The sequence below is a fragment of the Agrobacterium sp. P15N1-A genome (assembly GCF_044626815.1).
Taxonomy (GTDB): Bacteria; Pseudomonadota; Alphaproteobacteria; order Rhizobiales; family Rhizobiaceae; genus Agrobacterium; species Agrobacterium leguminum.
In genome coordinates this window covers 93217-109947 of sequence record NZ_JBIUPF010000002.1, presented here as the reverse complement: position 1 = coordinate 109947, position 16731 = coordinate 93217, and the positions used below count along the sequence as shown (strand labels likewise).

13 protein-coding genes are annotated in these 16731 nt (G+C 59.4%); 2 read left to right on the top strand and 11 right to left on the bottom strand.

The window, feature by feature from the left end; genetic code table 11:
• Nucleotides 1-24: 24 nt before the first annotated feature.
• From ACIK7D_RS08405 to ACIK7D_RS08365, 9 genes are all read right to left on the bottom strand, one after another.
• Nucleotides 25-522: a hypothetical protein gene (locus ACIK7D_RS08405; RefSeq protein WP_400156072.1), complete on the bottom strand. Its 498-nt coding sequence runs from the start codon at nt 520-522 to the stop codon at nt 25-27.
• A gap of 40 nt (nt 523-562) precedes the next feature.
• Entirely contained in the window at nt 563-1240 is a 678-nt protein-coding gene (gene rpe, locus ACIK7D_RS08400) for a ribulose-phosphate 3-epimerase (protein ID WP_003520447.1), read from the bottom strand.
• 132 nt (nt 1241-1372) lie between these two features.
• Nucleotides 1373-2500, bottom strand: a complete 1128-nt coding sequence (locus tag ACIK7D_RS08395) for an ABC transporter substrate-binding protein (protein ID WP_400156071.1) — start codon at nt 2498-2500, stop codon at nt 1373-1375.
• An 89-nt stretch (nt 2501-2589) separates the two neighbouring features.
• Nucleotides 2590-3120 carry a helix-turn-helix domain-containing protein gene (locus tag ACIK7D_RS08390; protein ID WP_400156070.1) on the bottom strand — a complete coding sequence of 177 codons (531 nt, stop codon included), beginning with the start codon at nt 3118-3120 and terminating at the stop codon, nt 2590-2592.
• A 1442-nt stretch (nt 3121-4562) separates the two neighbouring features.
• Nucleotides 4563-4988 (bottom strand): NUDIX domain-containing protein, encoded by a 426-nt coding sequence (locus ACIK7D_RS08385; protein ID WP_020810923.1) that lies wholly within the window; start codon nt 4986-4988, stop codon nt 4563-4565.
• Between the two features lie 8 nt (nt 4989-4996).
• The gene (locus tag ACIK7D_RS08380) at nt 4997-6493 is read right to left on the bottom strand and encodes a DEAD/DEAH box helicase (RefSeq protein WP_003520451.1); all 1497 of its coding nucleotides are present in this window, start codon (nt 6491-6493) and stop codon (nt 4997-4999) included.
• 219 nt (nt 6494-6712) lie between these two features.
• Nucleotides 6713-8011 carry a M23 family metallopeptidase gene (locus ACIK7D_RS08375; protein ID WP_400156069.1) on the bottom strand — a complete coding sequence of 433 codons (1299 nt, stop codon included), beginning with the start codon at nt 8009-8011 and terminating at the stop codon, nt 6713-6715.
• A gap of 92 nt (nt 8012-8103) precedes the next feature.
• Nucleotides 8104-8928, bottom strand: a complete 825-nt coding sequence (locus ACIK7D_RS08370) for a ferritin-like domain-containing protein (protein WP_400156068.1) — start codon at nt 8926-8928, stop codon at nt 8104-8106.
• Between the two features lie 13 nt (nt 8929-8941).
• The gene (locus ACIK7D_RS08365) at nt 8942-9409 is read right to left on the bottom strand and encodes a peroxiredoxin (protein ID WP_400156067.1); all 468 of its coding nucleotides are present in this window, start codon (nt 9407-9409) and stop codon (nt 8942-8944) included.
• A gap of 233 nt (nt 9410-9642) precedes the next feature.
• Between ACIK7D_RS08365 and ACIK7D_RS08360 the strand changes: the two genes are divergently transcribed.
• Nucleotides 9643-13026, top strand: coding sequence for a DUF3971 domain-containing protein (locus ACIK7D_RS08360; protein ID WP_400156066.1), 3384 nt, complete (start codon nt 9643-9645; stop codon nt 13024-13026).
• A gap of 239 nt (nt 13027-13265) precedes the next feature.
• Here the strand turns inward: ACIK7D_RS08360 and tyrS are convergent, their stop codons facing one another.
• Entirely contained in the window at nt 13266-14519 is a 1254-nt protein-coding gene (gene tyrS, locus ACIK7D_RS08355; protein WP_137003684.1) for a tyrosine--tRNA ligase, read from the bottom strand.
• Nucleotides 14520-14668: 149 nt separating this feature from the next.
• On the opposite strand from tyrS, the gene ACIK7D_RS08350 reads away from it, so the two are divergent.
• On the top strand, nt 14669-15793 hold the full coding sequence (locus ACIK7D_RS08350) for an anhydro-N-acetylmuramic acid kinase (protein ID WP_262533006.1): 1125 nt from the start codon (nt 14669-14671) through the stop codon (nt 15791-15793).
• 88 nt (nt 15794-15881) lie between these two features.
• Here the strand turns inward: ACIK7D_RS08350 and ACIK7D_RS08345 are convergent, their stop codons facing one another.
• Nucleotides 15882-16559 (bottom strand): alpha/beta hydrolase, encoded by a 678-nt coding sequence (locus tag ACIK7D_RS08345; protein ID WP_035263309.1) that lies wholly within the window; start codon nt 16557-16559, stop codon nt 15882-15884.
• Between the last annotated feature and the right edge of the window lie 172 nt (nt 16560-16731).

The following is a 16731-nucleotide window of genomic DNA, read 5'->3' as shown; positions in this document are numbered from 1 at the left end:
TATCAAGCTACATGCCTCTGTTGCTCATTGCGCACGTCGGCAGAGGATTGCGCCCGCAGGCAGGAGCGGAACGATGGCAAAGGGAAAATATAAGCCAGGGCCGAGAATGCAGAACTGGTAAATCGCGCTGAGCGATGTGAAGAGCTGCTGGAAAAACCAGATGCGGGAGAATACCGGCGCGTGCCATTGCGCATAGAAAATACGGTACTCGAAAGCGAACAATGTCGCTGCAACTGCCAGCGTGAAAAAAGCGATGGCAAGACAGGCCGCCGCAAAACGCAGCGGCAGGGCGGTGGAAGCAGGGAGGAAGTGCAGCGCCGCCATGGCCAGCAGCCAGCCGAAGAGGCCGCCCGCGAAGAAAAGCATGACGATGTCGGCGGCATGGTCGGTTTCCAGCCGGTTCCTGACATAGAGGCCGATAGCGGCGGCGGCGCTGGAACAGACGGCCCAGACAAGCGCGCCGAGCAGCGGAAACAGCGCTGCCGAAGCCGTGTCACGGAAACCCCGCCTGTCGCTTTCCATGCCGATCCCCCAACGCCTTGCCGTGCCCCTTCGGCGGCGGTTATGTCCGCGCGGCTTCCGCTGCGTGGCGCAGTTGCGCGACCGTCTTGCGGTAGTCGGCAACGCCGTCGCCCTTGAAGATGGCCGAGCCGGCCACCAGCGCATTCGCACCGGCGGCAACGATCGCGCCTGCGGTTTCCGCCGTCACGCCGCCATCCACTTCGAGTTCTATCGGCCGGTCGCCAATCATGGCCTTTGCCGCGCGGATCTTGTCCAGCATGGCCGGAATGAACTTCTGCCCGCCGAAACCGGGGTTGACGCTCATGATCAGGACGAGATCGACATCGTCAAGCACGTTTTCGATGACCGAAAGCGGTGTTGCGGGGTTGAGCGTCACGCCGGCCTTTCTGCCGAGCCCGCGGATCGTCTGCAGCGAGCGGTGCAGGTGAGGCCCGGCTTCGGCATGCACGGTGATGCTGTCACAGCCCGCCTTGGCGAAGGCTTCGAGGTACGGGTCGACGGGTGCGATCATCAGATGGCAGTCGAAGAAGGCCATGCTGTGCGGCCGCAGCGCCTTGATGACATCCGGCCCGAAGGAGATGTTGGGGACGAAATGACCATCCATCACATCGAGATGAATCCAGTCCGCGCCCGCTTCCGTGACATCGGCGACTTCCTGTCCGAGCTTGGCGAAATCGGCAGCCAGAATGGACGGGGCTATGCGGATGGGCAGGGACATGGGGCAAACTCCTCTCGACGCGTTGCGTAAGCTGCCTTTAACACCAAGTATCGGGGTTTGAAACGGCTGCCCGCGCGGTTGCCGGCGGTTTTCAGCTGCGTTTCCTCGAATTTTCGGCGGCGCGGGTTTCGCCTATTGTCTTTCGGCCTTGTCCGCCGGTTCGAAGCGCTGGCCGTTCCATCGCTGCAGGCGATAGGGATTGTCCAAAAGGTCATGCGACGGGCTGAAGCCGAGGTCGCCGAGCACGGTTTTGAAAAGGGTGCCGCCCGCCAGTATCTCCGGCGCGGGTTTCGACTGCGCCTGCGTGGCTTCCGCAAGGGCGGCGGTGAGTTCCGCTGCCGCGTAGGCCGGCAGGACGTAACCTTCCGGCTCGATGCCGGCGCCGCGCAGTTCGCCGGCAACCGCCTGGGCCGATGGCAGGGTATCATAGGCCGGGCGGGTGACCGCCAGCACATTCGCGGCCAAGGGGACCGGATTGTTGGCCGCATTCATGGCATCGCCGCCCATGACGGTGAGGGGAATGTTCTCCGACCCGGCGTCTCTGGCAATGATGGCGACGTCATTGCGCTCCGCGCCGACGAAGACATGAGAAATGCCGGTGCGCGCCAGCCGGCGCACCAGCGCCACCTGCTGTTCCTGGTTGGGACGCATCGTATCGGCAAGGGTGGGCTTCAGACCATTTTCCTCGAGCGACGAGCGGATGCGGTCGACCAGTTCGCGGCTGTAGATCGTGCCGTCATCCACAAGTCCGATGGAGTGTCCCTTCCAGTCGCGCAGGATGATCTCCGCGATCCTGTCCGATTCGGCCCTGTCGGACGGGGCGAGGCGAAAGAGCGGCCAGCCGTATTTCAGGGCGTCTTCCATCAGGATCGGCGCGCGGCTGGAAAGCGTGATGGCGGGAATGGTGGCCGCTTTCAGCGGCGGCAGAACATCCTGAAGCGTTTCGGTGCACAAGAAACCGATTGCGGCGCTGACCTTGGCGGCCACGAGGCCATCGGCAATGGCACCGCCGCTGCCATCTTCGCAGCTTTCATGGATTTCGACGACATCCAGCCCGAGCTTCGCCGCCGCCGCCTTCGCACCCTGCCGTACCTGCTGCCCCAGGAGTTCGTAAGGACCGCTCTGGGGCGCAACGATGCCAATCGATGCCGCGCTTGCTGAGCCCGCAAGGGCAAAACCGGCGATGATCGTTAGCAGGCGAAGTGAAAGCATGACGCGATAGAAATCCTGTTGTCCCGGCTTGATGTTTATCGGCAACAACCGGTTTTCCAAAGGAAAAATACGTGCGCTTCACGGACATTCCCGCAAAACCATCATTATTACCCATGTGTCTGCATCGCTTGTGAGGATCAGCTTATCGATCTTTTGCTGATTTCCGGGCTTGTGCGCCTGGAGAGCAACTCCTCTCCAAGGCTTTGCTCCACCCACGGCAACTGGGACATAAGATCGTCCCAATTGAAGGAGGGGCCAGCGCGGTGGGTCAAATTATTGTGCCATCTGGTCAACTCCGCGAAGCGCTGATCGTCGTTTATCCTCACCTCATGGTCACGGTAAACTTTGTTTATCAATCTTCCGAGCGGATTGATCAGATCCACTAAAAGCTGATGTGAGCTATAGTCTGTGCTCGACGATTGCCCACCTTCGAACATATCTCCATGTCCCGTGACCAGCCATGATATGTTCACGCCAAATTCCCTGTGGTACGCGGAAAGCAGTTCGGCATCGGGCACACGTTCGCCCCGCTCATAATGCGCCAGCCCGCTTTTACTGATTGCCAGTCGGTTGGCGAAGACATCCCGGTCATCGATATCGAACGCCGCCCTCACGGCTCGGAGGCGTTTTCCTAGGGCTGTCTTGGGCTCGACTTCTTTCCTGGCCAAATTCCTTCAAATTAAATCACAAATGGAGTTTACAAAAATCCAAATGTAATTTAATCCTCTCTGTGTTCGCATGTCACTCATTGGGAGCGCGTCTGCCAGGACGCACTTGTTTTAATAGGTTATTTAGCACTGTGTTAAAGGCATCAGCAAGATAGAGCGCACGCTTCGTGCCATTGCATAGAATCAAATATCGCGCCGTTGAATGCTTGATGACTCGCTAGCGGTCTTCAAGACGATTCGATTGTGAAGCGGTGATCACAATTTCTGGAGATACAGATTTCTAAAAAGGCGGCCACGATGCGCGTTGAAAGGTCAGGGTTGCTACGCAAAGTATTCAATTCGGCTGCTAAGGGCCTTGCTATGCTCGTTTTGTGCCCATTTATTTTGTTGTTCGCGATTGTCGTGATGGCGATGGTCGTGATTTCCCCCGCGATAAAGCCAAGAGAAGAAAGACACCACTGATCGGAATTTCTTCCACGCCAAATGTACTTGGCAGTCAATGGCGTACCCTCATGGAAAGAAGATGGAGAATATTGCCAAAAATATCATACTTTATTTTAGGCGCAGGTTTTTATTGCTGGTTTTAATCGTCTCCATTTTTATGTGGGGGCTTATTATTCTTGGAATCCGACTTATTATATCGAAGTTGTAAGTGCATTAATTCATGGATTTAGCACTGCAATGGGATGTTGCGTCCGTGCAGCCTCGAGTCTGCATCGGAGCAACCGCTAGATGGGTCAATTTTAAGTTGTTTTTCGCCGACCAAGGCTGAAGAGGATCGTTGTCGTTGATTTTCCACAGAATCGTAACCGTCTACCGTTTCTAAAACGTGGAAGACGCAAGCGCGGATGAACGACTGTATTGCTTTATAAAACTATTATATTTGTGGAGTAGAAATACAATTTGGAAAACCGGCGTTATTAAATCTGCCTTTTAGAGTGCAGCCCACAAAAATGCACATTTTATTTCCAGTTTCCTAACTTGCTGATATATATTCGAAATATATAAAGCTTCATGGCGCACACAAGTTTCCGCTCGCGGTTTTTTCGCATTTGCGAGAAGATTTGCTTGACGGAAAGTAAATGATTAGCTTAGATATAACTGTTTCAGGGGACGACTGAAATTGGCTGTAACAGGCCTCGGAAAGTGTTCCGATTATAAGCACTGCCAGACTATATTGCTTTTCATATTCTATTTTTTTCATTACGTATAAACCGCTTCGGGAAACTGGGGCGGTTTTTTACATGGAGCTAATTTAAGCAATTTAAAATTGAATTAGAAAAGTCCTGCGCAAAGACGTTCTTTCATTTTCGAATTTATGGAAAAGATATCGCGCGGAGGGGGCGAAGCCGGCTCCGACGTACAGATCAATATGACTGCTTGAAAATGCCCGTTGACGGCAATTGTCGCCCGCAAGCGTTCGACCGGCTGCCTGTGCGGCTTTATTTCAGGGCGGCCAGGGCGTCCCTGGCAAAGGCGGAGATGGGTTCGGGAAGCTTATCCGGATCGAACCAGCCGATGGCGGAAAGCTTGTCGGGTTCGGTCAGTGCCGGCTCACCCTGCGCATCGCGGGTGACGAAGATCAGCGAAACCCAGTGGTGGCGATCTTCCGTATCGATGAATTCGCTATGGCAGAGAAATTCCACGGTGCCGATCTTGAGCCCGGTTTCTTCTTCGGCCTCGCGGCGTGCCGCGGCGAGGGAAGTTTCAAGGTGATCGACCTTGCCGCCCGGAATGCTCCAGTATCCGGCTTCCGGCGCCTTCAGGCGCCGGCATAAAAGCACGCGGCCGTCACGCATGATGGCGAGGCCGACGCCGACACCCGGAAAATCGAGACCTGGCCTGGCGGTCGGCGTCATGCTGTCCATTCCCGCGGTCAGGCCTTGGCGTTGGCCACGATCAGCATGAAGGCGGGGATGTCGTCGCCGAAACCAACCGGTGTCGGGCCATCGTCATGGTCGCGATAATGGCGGCGGCGGTCGCGGTTGTCGTCATTGGCGTGCAGCGGATTGCGGCTGTTGCGGTCGGAATTGCGCGGGGTCTTTTCCTGCTTGCGTTCTGCTTTCACCTTGTCGTCTCCATGAGCCGCGATGTCCGTGTCCGCAGCGGATTGTGCACCCTGATTGATGTTTTCGACCGGCGCTGCGTCGCGACGGTTGCGGTCGCGGCCCCTGCCGCCCCGTTCCTTGCCCCGGCGGCCGGAATTGCTTTCAAAGCTTTCCATCGGCGCGGGAAGGGTGGAGAGGTCACCGTTCTGCCACTCGATCTTTTCGCCGATCAGCTTTTCGATCGCGTCGAGATACTTCGTGTCGCTCCTGGTGACGATGGTGAAAGCCTTGCCCGAGCGGCCGGCACGACCGGTACGGCCGATGCGGTGGACATAGTCTTCCGAATGAATGGGAATATCGAAGTTGAAGACGTGGCTGACATCGGGGATGTCCAGGCCGCGTGCGGCAACATCGGAGGCGACGAGCAGCTTCAGATTGCCGTCCTTGAAGTTCTGCAGCATCGTGGTGCGTGAACGCTGGTCCATGTCGCCATGCAGCGCGCCGACGGAAAAACCGTGACGATCGAGCGAGCGGAACAGGTCGGCCACATCCTTCTTGCGGTTGCAGAAGATGATGGCGTTCTTTAGTTCGGCTTCTTCGGCGCGGACGAGATCGCGCAGCACGGCGCGCTTTTCATAGTCCTTGTTGTGCGCGGCGACGATGCGCTGGGCAACGGTCTTTGCCGTGGAGGAGGGCTTGGCGACTTCGACGCGCACGGGGTTCTGCAGGAAGCGATCAGCAAGCTTCTGGATTTCCGGCGGCATGGTGGCCGAGAAGAACAGCGTCTGGCGGGTGAACGGGATCATCTTGGCGATGCGCTCGATATCGGGAATGAAGCCCATATCCAGCATACGGTCGGCTTCGTCGATGACGAGGATTTCCACGCCGGTCATCAAAAGCTTGCCGCGCTCGCAATGGTCGAGAAGGCGGCCGGGGGTGCAGATCAGCACATCGGCGCCGCGCTCAAGCTTGCGGTCCTGGTCTTCGAAGGAAACGCCGCCAATGAGGAGCGCGACGTTCAGCTTGTGATTCTTGCCGTATTTCTCGAAGTTCTCCGCCACCTGCGCTGCCAGTTCACGGGTCGGCTCAAGGATCAGCGTGCGCGGCATTCTGGCGCGGGCGCGGCCCTTTTCGAGCAGGGTGAGCATCGGCAGAACGAAGGACGCGGTTTTGCCCGTGCCGGTCTGTGCGATACCGCAGATATCACGCTTTTCCAGCGCCGGCGGAATGGCGCCAGCCTGAATGGGTGTCGGCGTCGTGTAGCCGGCATCTGCAATAGCGGAAAGAACTTTTTGGCTCAGGCCAAGATCAGAGAATGTTGTCAAAGGAAGAACTTTTTCCGTTCTGGTTCGGTAAGAACACCTGCGTGCCGCGACGGCACTTGCAAAGACTTGGCGCGGGGATATGCCCAAATTGCCGGAAAGTCAAGGAAACAACGGGAAAAGCGCGCGAAACAGCGGGGTTCGGGCGGGGCCTCTTGGCCTTTGGTGCAGATTTCAGCGATTTATCGTAAAAAGCGCAAAAAAAGCATTAAAATCGGGCTGCTATTTTAAATAGGTTTTGAGTTCCGTTCCGGCGATCAGGAACCGCATCGGATCGACCGGCGTATCGTTGCGGCGCACCTCATAGTGCACATGCGGACCGGTGGAGCGACCGGTGCTGCCGGCGCGGCCGATGACGTCGCCGGCCTCGACCCTGTCGCCGGCTTTCACCAGAATGGCGGAGAGATGGCCGAATCGCGTCGAGACGCCCTGGCCGTGATCGATCTCGACCATATTGCCGTAGCCGCCGGAATTTTCCGCGACCGTCACCTTGCCCGCGCCTGTGGATTTGACGTCAGCCCCGGTTTCGGCGCGAAAATCGATGCCGGTATGCAGGGCCGGGCGGCCGAGAAATGGATCCATCCGGTTGCCGAATCGGCTGGTGATCGCCCGGCCGGGGGCCGGGTTGCCGAAGGGCAGGGTGGTTGCGGTTTCCTTGACGATGTCGAGCCGGTTCAGCGCATTGTCGAGATTGGTGAGCGACAGGTTGAAAGGATCGGTGTCACCGCGCTCGGGATCGGCATAGGGGCCGCCTATGTCGTCGTTGCCGTTCTCTTCGATTTTCAGGCCCGCCTGCCGGATGATGTCCTGCATCGCATTCGCCTTGTCCTCCGCGTCGCTGGTCAGTCTGGCGATGCGCGATATCTGCTGGCGTTCGATATCCTTCAGCGACAGTGTCACCTTGGAAAATACCCGGTCGGCCCGGTCGGATGGCGTTTCGCCGGCTTCGGGTACATAGGCGGCGCGTCTGTCCGATGTGGCGGGCTTTTCCGCCTGCGGCCTGCGGGGCGTCATCAGCTTTTCAATGGCCGAAAGGCCGCCGGTGAGGTCAGCGCGTTTTTCCGGCGCCATGGCGTTCGAAAGAGACGAGGGCGCGGCCGGGGAGGCGGCGATGCCGGAATTTTCGGCGCGTTCCAGCAATTCGCTCATGCGGCCGTGCCGCGAGGTCAGCGCCGCCTGCTGTTCCAGCAGCTTTTCCACTTTCTTTTCAACGACCTGCTGATCGAGCAATTGCCGGGAGGTGACACGGTCCACCTGGGCTCTCAGCGCTGCAATGCGGTCTTCATAGTCATTCTGCATGCGGGTCTGGCGGGCCATGGTCGCGCCGATCAGGTCGTCACGCAAAATAAGGTAGCCTGTGGCTCCGAGATAGCCGAGCGAAAACAGGCCGATCGTGCAGCCGGCAAGCGCCGCCATCCACGGACGGATGGTCATATGCCGCACTCTGTCGCCGCGCGCGAGAATGAGCACGTGCGGCTCACGCTTTTTGCCGAATACCCGGTTTTCCGCCGTATCAGTCACAATCTCTCTCCGGACTGGCCGATTTCTGAAGGGAAATCATAATTCGTTAAGGTTAACGAAGTTTTGCCGGAGAGGCCTTTCGGCGGTGTCGGCTATTGGCTGACGGATGTGAGCGCGCGGTAAAAGGAAGGCGTCAGGCCGGCCTCGGCGCGGGCAATGTCGTTGAAGGGTGGTTTCAGCGGGCCGCGGAAATTGGCGCGCACCAGCTGCCTGAAGGTTGCGGCCGGGTCCTTCTTTTCACGCGCGCACAGGAACCGGAACCATTTCGCGCCGATGGCGACATGGCCCTTTTCGTCATTATAGATGACGTCGAGAACAGCAGCGCTTTCGAGATCGCCGGTCTCGCGCATCTTCGCCTGCAGGGAAGGGGTGACGTCCAGCCCGCGCGCTTCCAGGATGAGCGGCACGACGGCGAGCCGTGCGGTGAGATCGTTGCGGGTGGAATGGGCGGCCTGCCAGAGCCCGTCATGGGCCGGCAGATCGCCATAGTCGGCCCCGAGGCTTCTCAGCCTGTCCCGCACCAGCCGGAAATGTTTCGCCTCCTCGAAGGCGACCTGCATCCAGCCATCGAAAAAGGAATGCGGCACCGGCTCGCTGGCATAACGCGCGACGATATCGAGCGCGAGATCGACGGCATTGAGCTCGATATGGGCGATGGCGTGCAGCAGCGCGATGCGGCCCTTGATGCTGTGTAGGGAGCGGCGTTCCACGGCGGTCGGCGGCACGAGTTCCGGCTTCTGCGGCCTGCCCGGCCGCTCAGGCAGCGGCGGGTCGAGCGGCGAGCGCAGCGACAGGCGGCGCGCAAACCAGCGCGTCGCCGTTTCCTGCGCGAGTGCGGTCTTCCTGTCGAGATCGGCGCTCACGATGGCGTCCGTCGCGCCGCCTCGCAGCGAGATGATTTTGAACGGGGGCGTCACGACGGTTGGTCCCTCAGAGCGTCTTCACAGCCTCGAGAACGGCCTGGGCGTGGCCCGCGACCTTCACCTTGTTCCAGATTTCCGCGATTTTTCCATCCGGGGCCACGAGGACGGTCGTGCGTTCGACGCCCATGTATTTTTTCCCATACATGCTTTTTTCCTTCCAGACGCCATAGGCTTCCAGAACCTTCCTCTCCTCGTCGGAAGCGAGCATGACGGAAAGGGAATGTTTTGCCGCAAACTTGTCGTGGCTTTTGACGCTGTCGGGCGAAATGCCGATGACGACGGCGTTGGCTGCCTCGAATTCGCCGCCCAGCGCGCTGAAGTCGATGGCTTCTGCGGTGCAGCCGGAAGTATCGTCCTTCGGGTAGAAATAGAGGATGACGGCCTTGCCTTGCAGTTTGGACAATGTCACCGTCCCTTCACCGTTGCGGGGCAAAGTAAAATCGGGAGCCGGGCCGCCAATCGTCAAGTCTGTCATAATCTACCTTTCTTTCGCCGGGATGTTGAGGGAAAGTCGCCACATTCGATATATAGCGAAACCGCGCGTCGTCCAGATCACGATTGAGATTTGAGGTCGAAACGATCTTAAATCTCAATCGTGATCTGGGCTAAAGAATTAGAGCGGGATTCCCGACGGAAACCGCTTATACTTTTCGCCATCCGCTCCGGTGTTGCGGCGAAACAAAGCTATTCAAGGGCAAACAAGGGCGTATGGCTGAAGTAAGGGGTGAAAAGGTCAAGTTCGGCAGACGCGATATCATTGCGCTGCACGATCTTCCTTCAGCGCAGGCTGAAGATCCCATCATCGTGCATTGCCCGGCGCCGCGCTCCATGGTGCGCGCCTTCATCAAGATTTTCGCAGCGCTTTTCGTGCTGGCCTTCCTGTCCATAGGCGGCATCATTCTTTCCGTCGAGACCGGATCGATCGATGCAACGCTTTCCAGCCAGGCGCAGCAGGCGCTGGAAAGGGCGCTCGGCCCCCATTACAGCGCGCGGATCGGCTCCTCGGCGATCAGGTTTTCCACCGGGCTGCGTCTTGCGCTGGTGGCGGAGGACGTGGATATCATCGAGAAGGAATCCGGCCAGCATATGAGCCGGGCGCGGGCGATCGGCATGGCGCTCGATCCGCTTGCGCTTCTTACCGGCCGTGTCTCGGTGGAGAGCCTCGAGGCCGACGGGATGGAGCTCGATACGGCGCTTTTGCCCAAGGGTAACGGGTTCGATCTCGCCAGCGTCAAGCTCGACGCCGTACCGCAGCAATTGCAGGAGGCCTTCGGGCAGCTGGACAAGCTCGCTCAGGCTTTTCTGAGCAGCGGAACCGAGGAAATCGATATTTCCAGCGTTTCGGTTCACCTGCCGCCCGGAGAGTTGGGCAAGCCGCGCACCGTCGAAGTGCGCGAACTATCGCTGACGCCCGATCAGCAGGGCGGATATTCGCTCGATGGAGAAACGCTGTTTAACGGTGAAATTGCCAGCGTGTCGCTGCAGACTTCGGGATCTGGTGGCCGGATAGACGGTTTTGAAGCCCGCATCGACGGTTTCGATATCGGCCCGTTTCTTGAGAAATACGATCCCGACGGAAATCTCCATGAAGGACTGAACGTCAAGACAGGTATCAATATTGTCGCTCGGCGCGCCATGGAAGGGCAGGAGCCACGGCTGGAGATTTCGCTCGGCCTCGGCAATGGAACGCTGATGATCGGCGGCGAGTCCCAGACCTTTACGGCTGGCACTGTCCATGCGCGTTATGACTTTGCCAAAAGCACCCTTGCCATCGACAATTCGCGGCTGGAGCTCGGGCGGACAATTCTTCCGGTCGCCGGTGAAATCAGCGATACGGAAGACGGTTTCGGCCTTTCGCTGCGGATCGACAACGCCGTTGCTTCGTCCGAAGCTTCGGGCGAGGCCCCGGTTCCTTTCAGCCTGAAGGCGGACGGGCATTTTACGGCGGCGACGAAGCAGCTCGACGTCCCCTCGCTTTATGTGACAGGCCCGCTCGGAGACATGGCGGGATCGCTGAAAATCCGGTTCGGCCAGGGGTCGCCGGAAATCAGTTTCGGCGGGCAGATTCCGAAGATGGAGGCCACGGCGGTCAAGCAGCTCTGGCCATTCTGGATGGCGCACAAGCCGCGCGACTGGGTGGTGTCCAATCTCTACGGCGGCACCGTCACCAATGGCTCAATCGCGATCTTCATCCCGCAGGGACGGATGTGCGGCCCCGGCTGCCCGCTGGTGCTCGGCGAAAGCGAAATGCAGATCCGTTTCGACATCGACGATACGCGTCTCAATACCACCGGCGACATTCCTCCGTTGCGCGATGTCGACGCGCATTTCGACCTCGTCGGCGGCAAGATGGCCGTCGATATCAAGCGGGGGACATCCTATTTCCCGTCGAACCGGTCGCTCGCGCTGGAAAACAGCCGTTTTCTCATTTCCGCTGTTTACGACAAGCCGCTGCTTGGAAATCTCGAGCTGAACGTTTCGGGCTCGGCCGATGCCGTGGCCGAGCTTGCGGCGCTCAAACCCATCAATGCGCTCAAGGATACGCAGTTCAAGCCGGAGGATTTCACCGGCGATGTCAAAGCCCATGCTAACCTGACCGTTGGCCTGCTTTCCAGCCACAACCCGCCTCCGCCGGTGTGGACGGCCGATCTCGATCTGAAGAACCTGTCGCTGACCAAGCCCTTTGCGGGCCACAAGGTGACTGCACTCGACGGTTTCATGACGCTGGACGACCGCCAGCTCAAACTGGAGGGCAGGGGCCGCGTGGACGATGTGCCGATGGACATCGTGATGACGGAGCCGGTGCGCAAGAACAGCGATATCGCACCGACGCTGTCTCTGAAGGCAAGCCTGAACGAAACCCAGGTTGCCAAGCTCGCTCCGGAACTCTCCACGGTCCTCGGCGGCACGACGGCGATTGAAATCGACGGCGCCGACCCGAAACGCCAGGATATCCGGCTCGATCTGACCAAGGCGTCGATCATTCTGCCGGGGCTCGGCTGGAGCAAGGGTATCGGCATTCCCGCCAGCGCCACCTTCACCATGGAAATGGGAGACGGGCGCACGACGATCAGCGACTTTTCGCTCGACGGCGACGGCTTCGGCGCAGCCGGCGATATCGCCTTCAGCAAGAACGGGCTGATCTCAGCCGATCTCAGCCGCGTGCAGCTTTCGCCCTCCGATAATTACGCCGTTTCGGTCGCCGCTTCGAAAAACGGCTATATCATCAACGCATCGGGGAAATCCGCCGATGTCAGGCCTTTCCTCTCGAAGCTTCGCAGCTCTTCCGGCAGCGGCGACGGGACGTCGCGTTCACAGCCATCCCTTGCCATCAAGACGCAATTCGACAAGGTCTACGGGTTCAACGATGAAATCCTTGCCAATGTCAGTTCCGATGTCAGCGTGCGGGACGGCAAGGTCCGCTCCATCGATTTCCGTGGCGTCACCGGCAACGGCCAGGCGGTGGTGGCGCAGACCGTCAATCGCGGGGCGTCGGGAACCGTAACGCTGACCAGCAGCGACGCGGGTTCGCTCGCCCGTTTCGCCAATATCTACAGCCGCATTCGCGGCGGCCTTCTCAACCTTGCGCTGACGACCTCCAATGGCAGCGACTGGAGCGGTTCGCTCGACCTGCGCAATTTTGCCGTCGTCAACGAAGCCAAGCTGCAGGACATCGTCGCCACGCCGACGGGCGAGGACGGCAGGAGCCTTAACAATGCGGTGCGTCGCAATATCGATGTCAGCTCGGAAAAATTCCAGCGCGGTTTTGCCCGGGTCGTTTACGTCAACGGTTCGGTGGCGGTGGAAAACGGGGTCGTGCGCGGCGAGCAGATCGGCGCGACCTTCCAGGGGCTGCTGAAGGACCAGAGCGGCCGTATGGACATGACCGGCACCTTCATGCCCGCCTATGGCCTGAACCGGCTGTTCGGCGAGCTGCCCTTCATCGGCATCTTCCTCGGCAATGGCCGCGACCGGGGCTTGCTCGGCATCACCTTCAAGCTCTCCGGCCAGACGGACCAGCCGAAGCTGACAATCAATCCGCTGTCGCTGATCGCGCCGGGCGTTTTCCGGCAGATTTTCGAATTTCAGTGAATGGAGCGTCGCAAAGCTTGGCGCAAGCGGCTGTTTGGCGAGAACGGGTGCACCCGCACTCCGTCACCCCGGACCTGATCCGGGGTCCAGTGCGATCAAGTCCTTGATCGCGCGAGAGCCCTTTCACGGCGCAGACGCGCCGTGGCTGGATGCCGGATCTAGTCCGGCATGACGGAAGTGGGGGTATCGGCGCATCGAGGACCGCTTTCGCAGTCCTCGACACGATGTTTTTGTAAGTCTTACGCCGGGCGAACCAGAACGTGCTTCTTCTTGCCGACCGACAGCTTGATGACGCCATCGCCGGTCACTTCACCGGAACCGACCGTCTGGCGCTCATCCGAAACGCCGATGTCGTTGATCTTCACCGCACCGCCCTGAACGTGGCGGCGGGCCTCGCCGTTCGAGCCGGCGAGGCCGGCACGGACGATGAGCGAGAGAACGCCGAGGCCGGCATCGAGTTCGGATGTCGGAACCTCGATGGAGGGCAGGTTTTCAGCGAGCGCACCTTCCTCGAAGGTCTTGCGCGCCGTCTCTGCCGCTTCTTCCGCCGCCGCACGGCCATGCAGGATGGCCGTCACTTCGGTCGCGAGGATTTTCTTCGCCTCGTTGATCTCCGATCCGCCAAGGGCGGCGATACGGGCGATCTCATCCATCGGCAGCGTGGTGAAGAGTTTCGCAAAGCGAACAACGTCCGCATCTTCCGTGTTGCGCCAGTATTGCCAGAAATCATAGACCGGCAGCAGGTCCTTGTTCAGCCACACGGCGCCGGAAGCCGACTTGCCCATTTTCGCACCGGAAGAGGTGGTGAGCAGCGGCGAGGTCAGCGCGTAAAGCTGCGGTGTCCCCATGCGGTGACCGAGATCGATGCCGTTGATGATGTTGCCCCACTGGTCCGAGCCGCCCATCTGCAGGCGGCAGCCGGTGCGCTGGTTCAGTTCCACGAAGTCGTAGGCCTGCAGGATCATGTAGTTGAATTCGAGGAAGGACAGCGACTGCTCGCGGTCGAGGCGCGTTTTCACGCTGTCGAAGGACAGCATGCGGTTGACCGAGAAATGGCGGCCGACATCGCGCAGGAATTCGAGGTAGTTGAGGCCGCGCAGCCAATCGGCATTGTTGATCATCAGCGCCGGATTATTGGCGCGGTCGTAATCGAGGTAGTTGGCGAAGACGTGCTTGAGCGAGGTGATGTTGTCCTCGATCATGTCGATCGTCATCAGCTTGCGGGCTTCTTCCTTGAAGGAGGGATCGCCGACCATGCCGGTGCCGCCGCCCATCAGCGAGATGGGCTGGTGGCCGGTCTTCTGCATCCAGTGCAGCATCATGATCTGGGTAAGGTGGCCGACATGCAAACTCGAAGCCGTCGGGTCATAGCCGATATAGGCGGTCACGGTTTCCTTGGCGAACAGTTCGTCGAGACCTGCCTCATCGGAGATCTGGTGAATGAAGCCGCGCTCGTCGAGCGTGCGGAGGAAATCGGACTTGAACCTGGACATAACCTTTTACTTTCTGGTTTGATCTTTGCGGCCATCGAAAACCAATGACCGTCGCGGCTTTATCATTGTTTTTTGAAATGTGCACCCGTTTCGGCCATGAATGTCGGGATTCACTCCATGATGATTCGTGATTGCAGGGGGAGCGGCAGGTGGGCGAGGTCAAAACGGCAATCGGGCTGATGAGCGGCACATCGATGGACGGCATCGATATCGCCCTTTTGCGCACGGATGGCGAAAGCGTGGTGCGGCATGGGCCGAGCGGATATTTCCCCTATGATCCGGGCCTGCGCGCCATCTGGCAGAAGGCATTGGTTACGGCCAAAGCCATTCGTGAACGACGAGAACGTCCCGGCGACCTAGTGGAGGCCGAGCGCAAGCTGACGCTTGCCCATGCGGCGGCGGTCAAATCCTTCCTCCATCGTTACCGGCTCCAGCCAGGCGATATCGATGTGATCGGTTTTCACGGTCAGACGGTGCTGCACCGGCCGGATGAGGCGCTGACCGTGCAGATCGGCGATGGCGCGCTTCTGGCTGCTGAGACCGGCATCGATGTGGTTTACGACATGCGGGCCAACGATATGGTCCATGGCGGGCAGGGTGCGCCGCTGATCCCCGCCTATCACATGGCGCTTTCCGCAAATCTGCCCGATGGGTTCGAAACGCCGGCCGTCTTCGTCAATATCGGCGGTATCTCCAATCTGACCTATATCGGTGAGGCGGGGCGGCTTGCCGCTTTCGACAGCGGCCCCGGCAATATGCTGATCGACCAGTGGATCGAGGCGCATACGGGCAAGGCCTTCGACAAGGGCGGCAAGACGGCGGCGGGCGGCAGCGTCGTCGCGTCGCTGGTGGCGCGTTATATGGAAAGCCCGTTCTTCTCGGCCAACATTCGCCGTTCGCTGGACCGTGGCGATTTCCTGCCGCCGAAAAAAGGGGAAGTCTCGCTGGCGGATGGGGCACGGACGCTGGCGCATCTGACGGGGGCCGCGATCCTCAAATCGGCAAGTTACCTGCCGGAGGCGGCGAAGACCTATGTGGTCTGTGGCGGCGGGCGGCTCAATCCGGTGATCATGGCGGAATTTGCCGAGCTTGCCGCAAAGGTGGGCGCGCGGGTGATCGCGGCGGAGGAGGCGGGTTTCGATGGTGGGGCGATGGAGGCGGAGGCCTGGGCCTATCTGGCGGTGCGCTCGCTGAAGGGTTTGCCGCTGACCTATCCCGGTACGACGGGGGTGAGGGAGCCGGTGACGGGTGGGGTTTTGGTGCGATCACGTTAGACGGCGGTGGGTGCGGTTCACCCCCCTCTGCCCTGCCCGCTGGGTATCACTATAGGAATTCAAGCCTGCCCGGATACCGGACGGCCAATCACCGAATGCGCTTCGCCGCCGGTTCCGGCACAAGCTCACCATTCAGGCGGCGGTCGAGATAGTCCTCGCATTCGCCCATCAGGTCGTCCACCTTGCCGTTGAAGAAGTGGTTGGCGCCGGGAACGGTGCGGTGGGTTATGAGGATGCCCTTCTGGGTCTTCAGCTTCTCCACCAGGCCGTTCACATCCTTCTCAGGCGCGACCTTGTCGCTATCGCCGTTGATGATGAGGCCCGACGACGGGCAGGGGGCGAGGAAGGAGAAGTCGTAGGTGTTGGGCTGCGGCGCAATCGACATGAAACCTTCGATTTCCGGGCGGCGCATCAGAAGCTGCATGCCGATCCAGGCGCCAAAGGAATAACCGGCGACCCAGCAGCTTTTCGAATCGGGATGCAGGCTCTGCACCCAGTCGAGTGCGGAAGCGGCGTCGGAAAGCTCGCCCGCGCCATGGTCGAATTCACCCTGGCTGCGGCCGATGGAGCGGAAATTGAACCGGAGCGTCGTGAAACCGCGCTTCTGGAAAAGATAGAACAGCTGATAGACGATCTGGTTGTTCATCGTGCCGCCAAACTGCGGATGCGGATGAAGGATGATCGCTATCGGCGCGCTCTTTTCCTTGGAGGGTTGATAACGGCCTTCGAGGCGACCCGCAGGGCCGTTAAAGATGACTTCGGGCATTGGTACTCCGGTCGTGTTTTTTCATTCTCCAACCGCATTCTTCCGATGAGAAGACTTGACGAACTCTGTCATCTTTTCTAGAACGCAGTTTAGAATAATTCGAAACTTTGCGTGTGCTAAAGCACTCGGGTGGTGTCATAAGGCAAGCGCAACTGTAATTTCAAGAAAAATG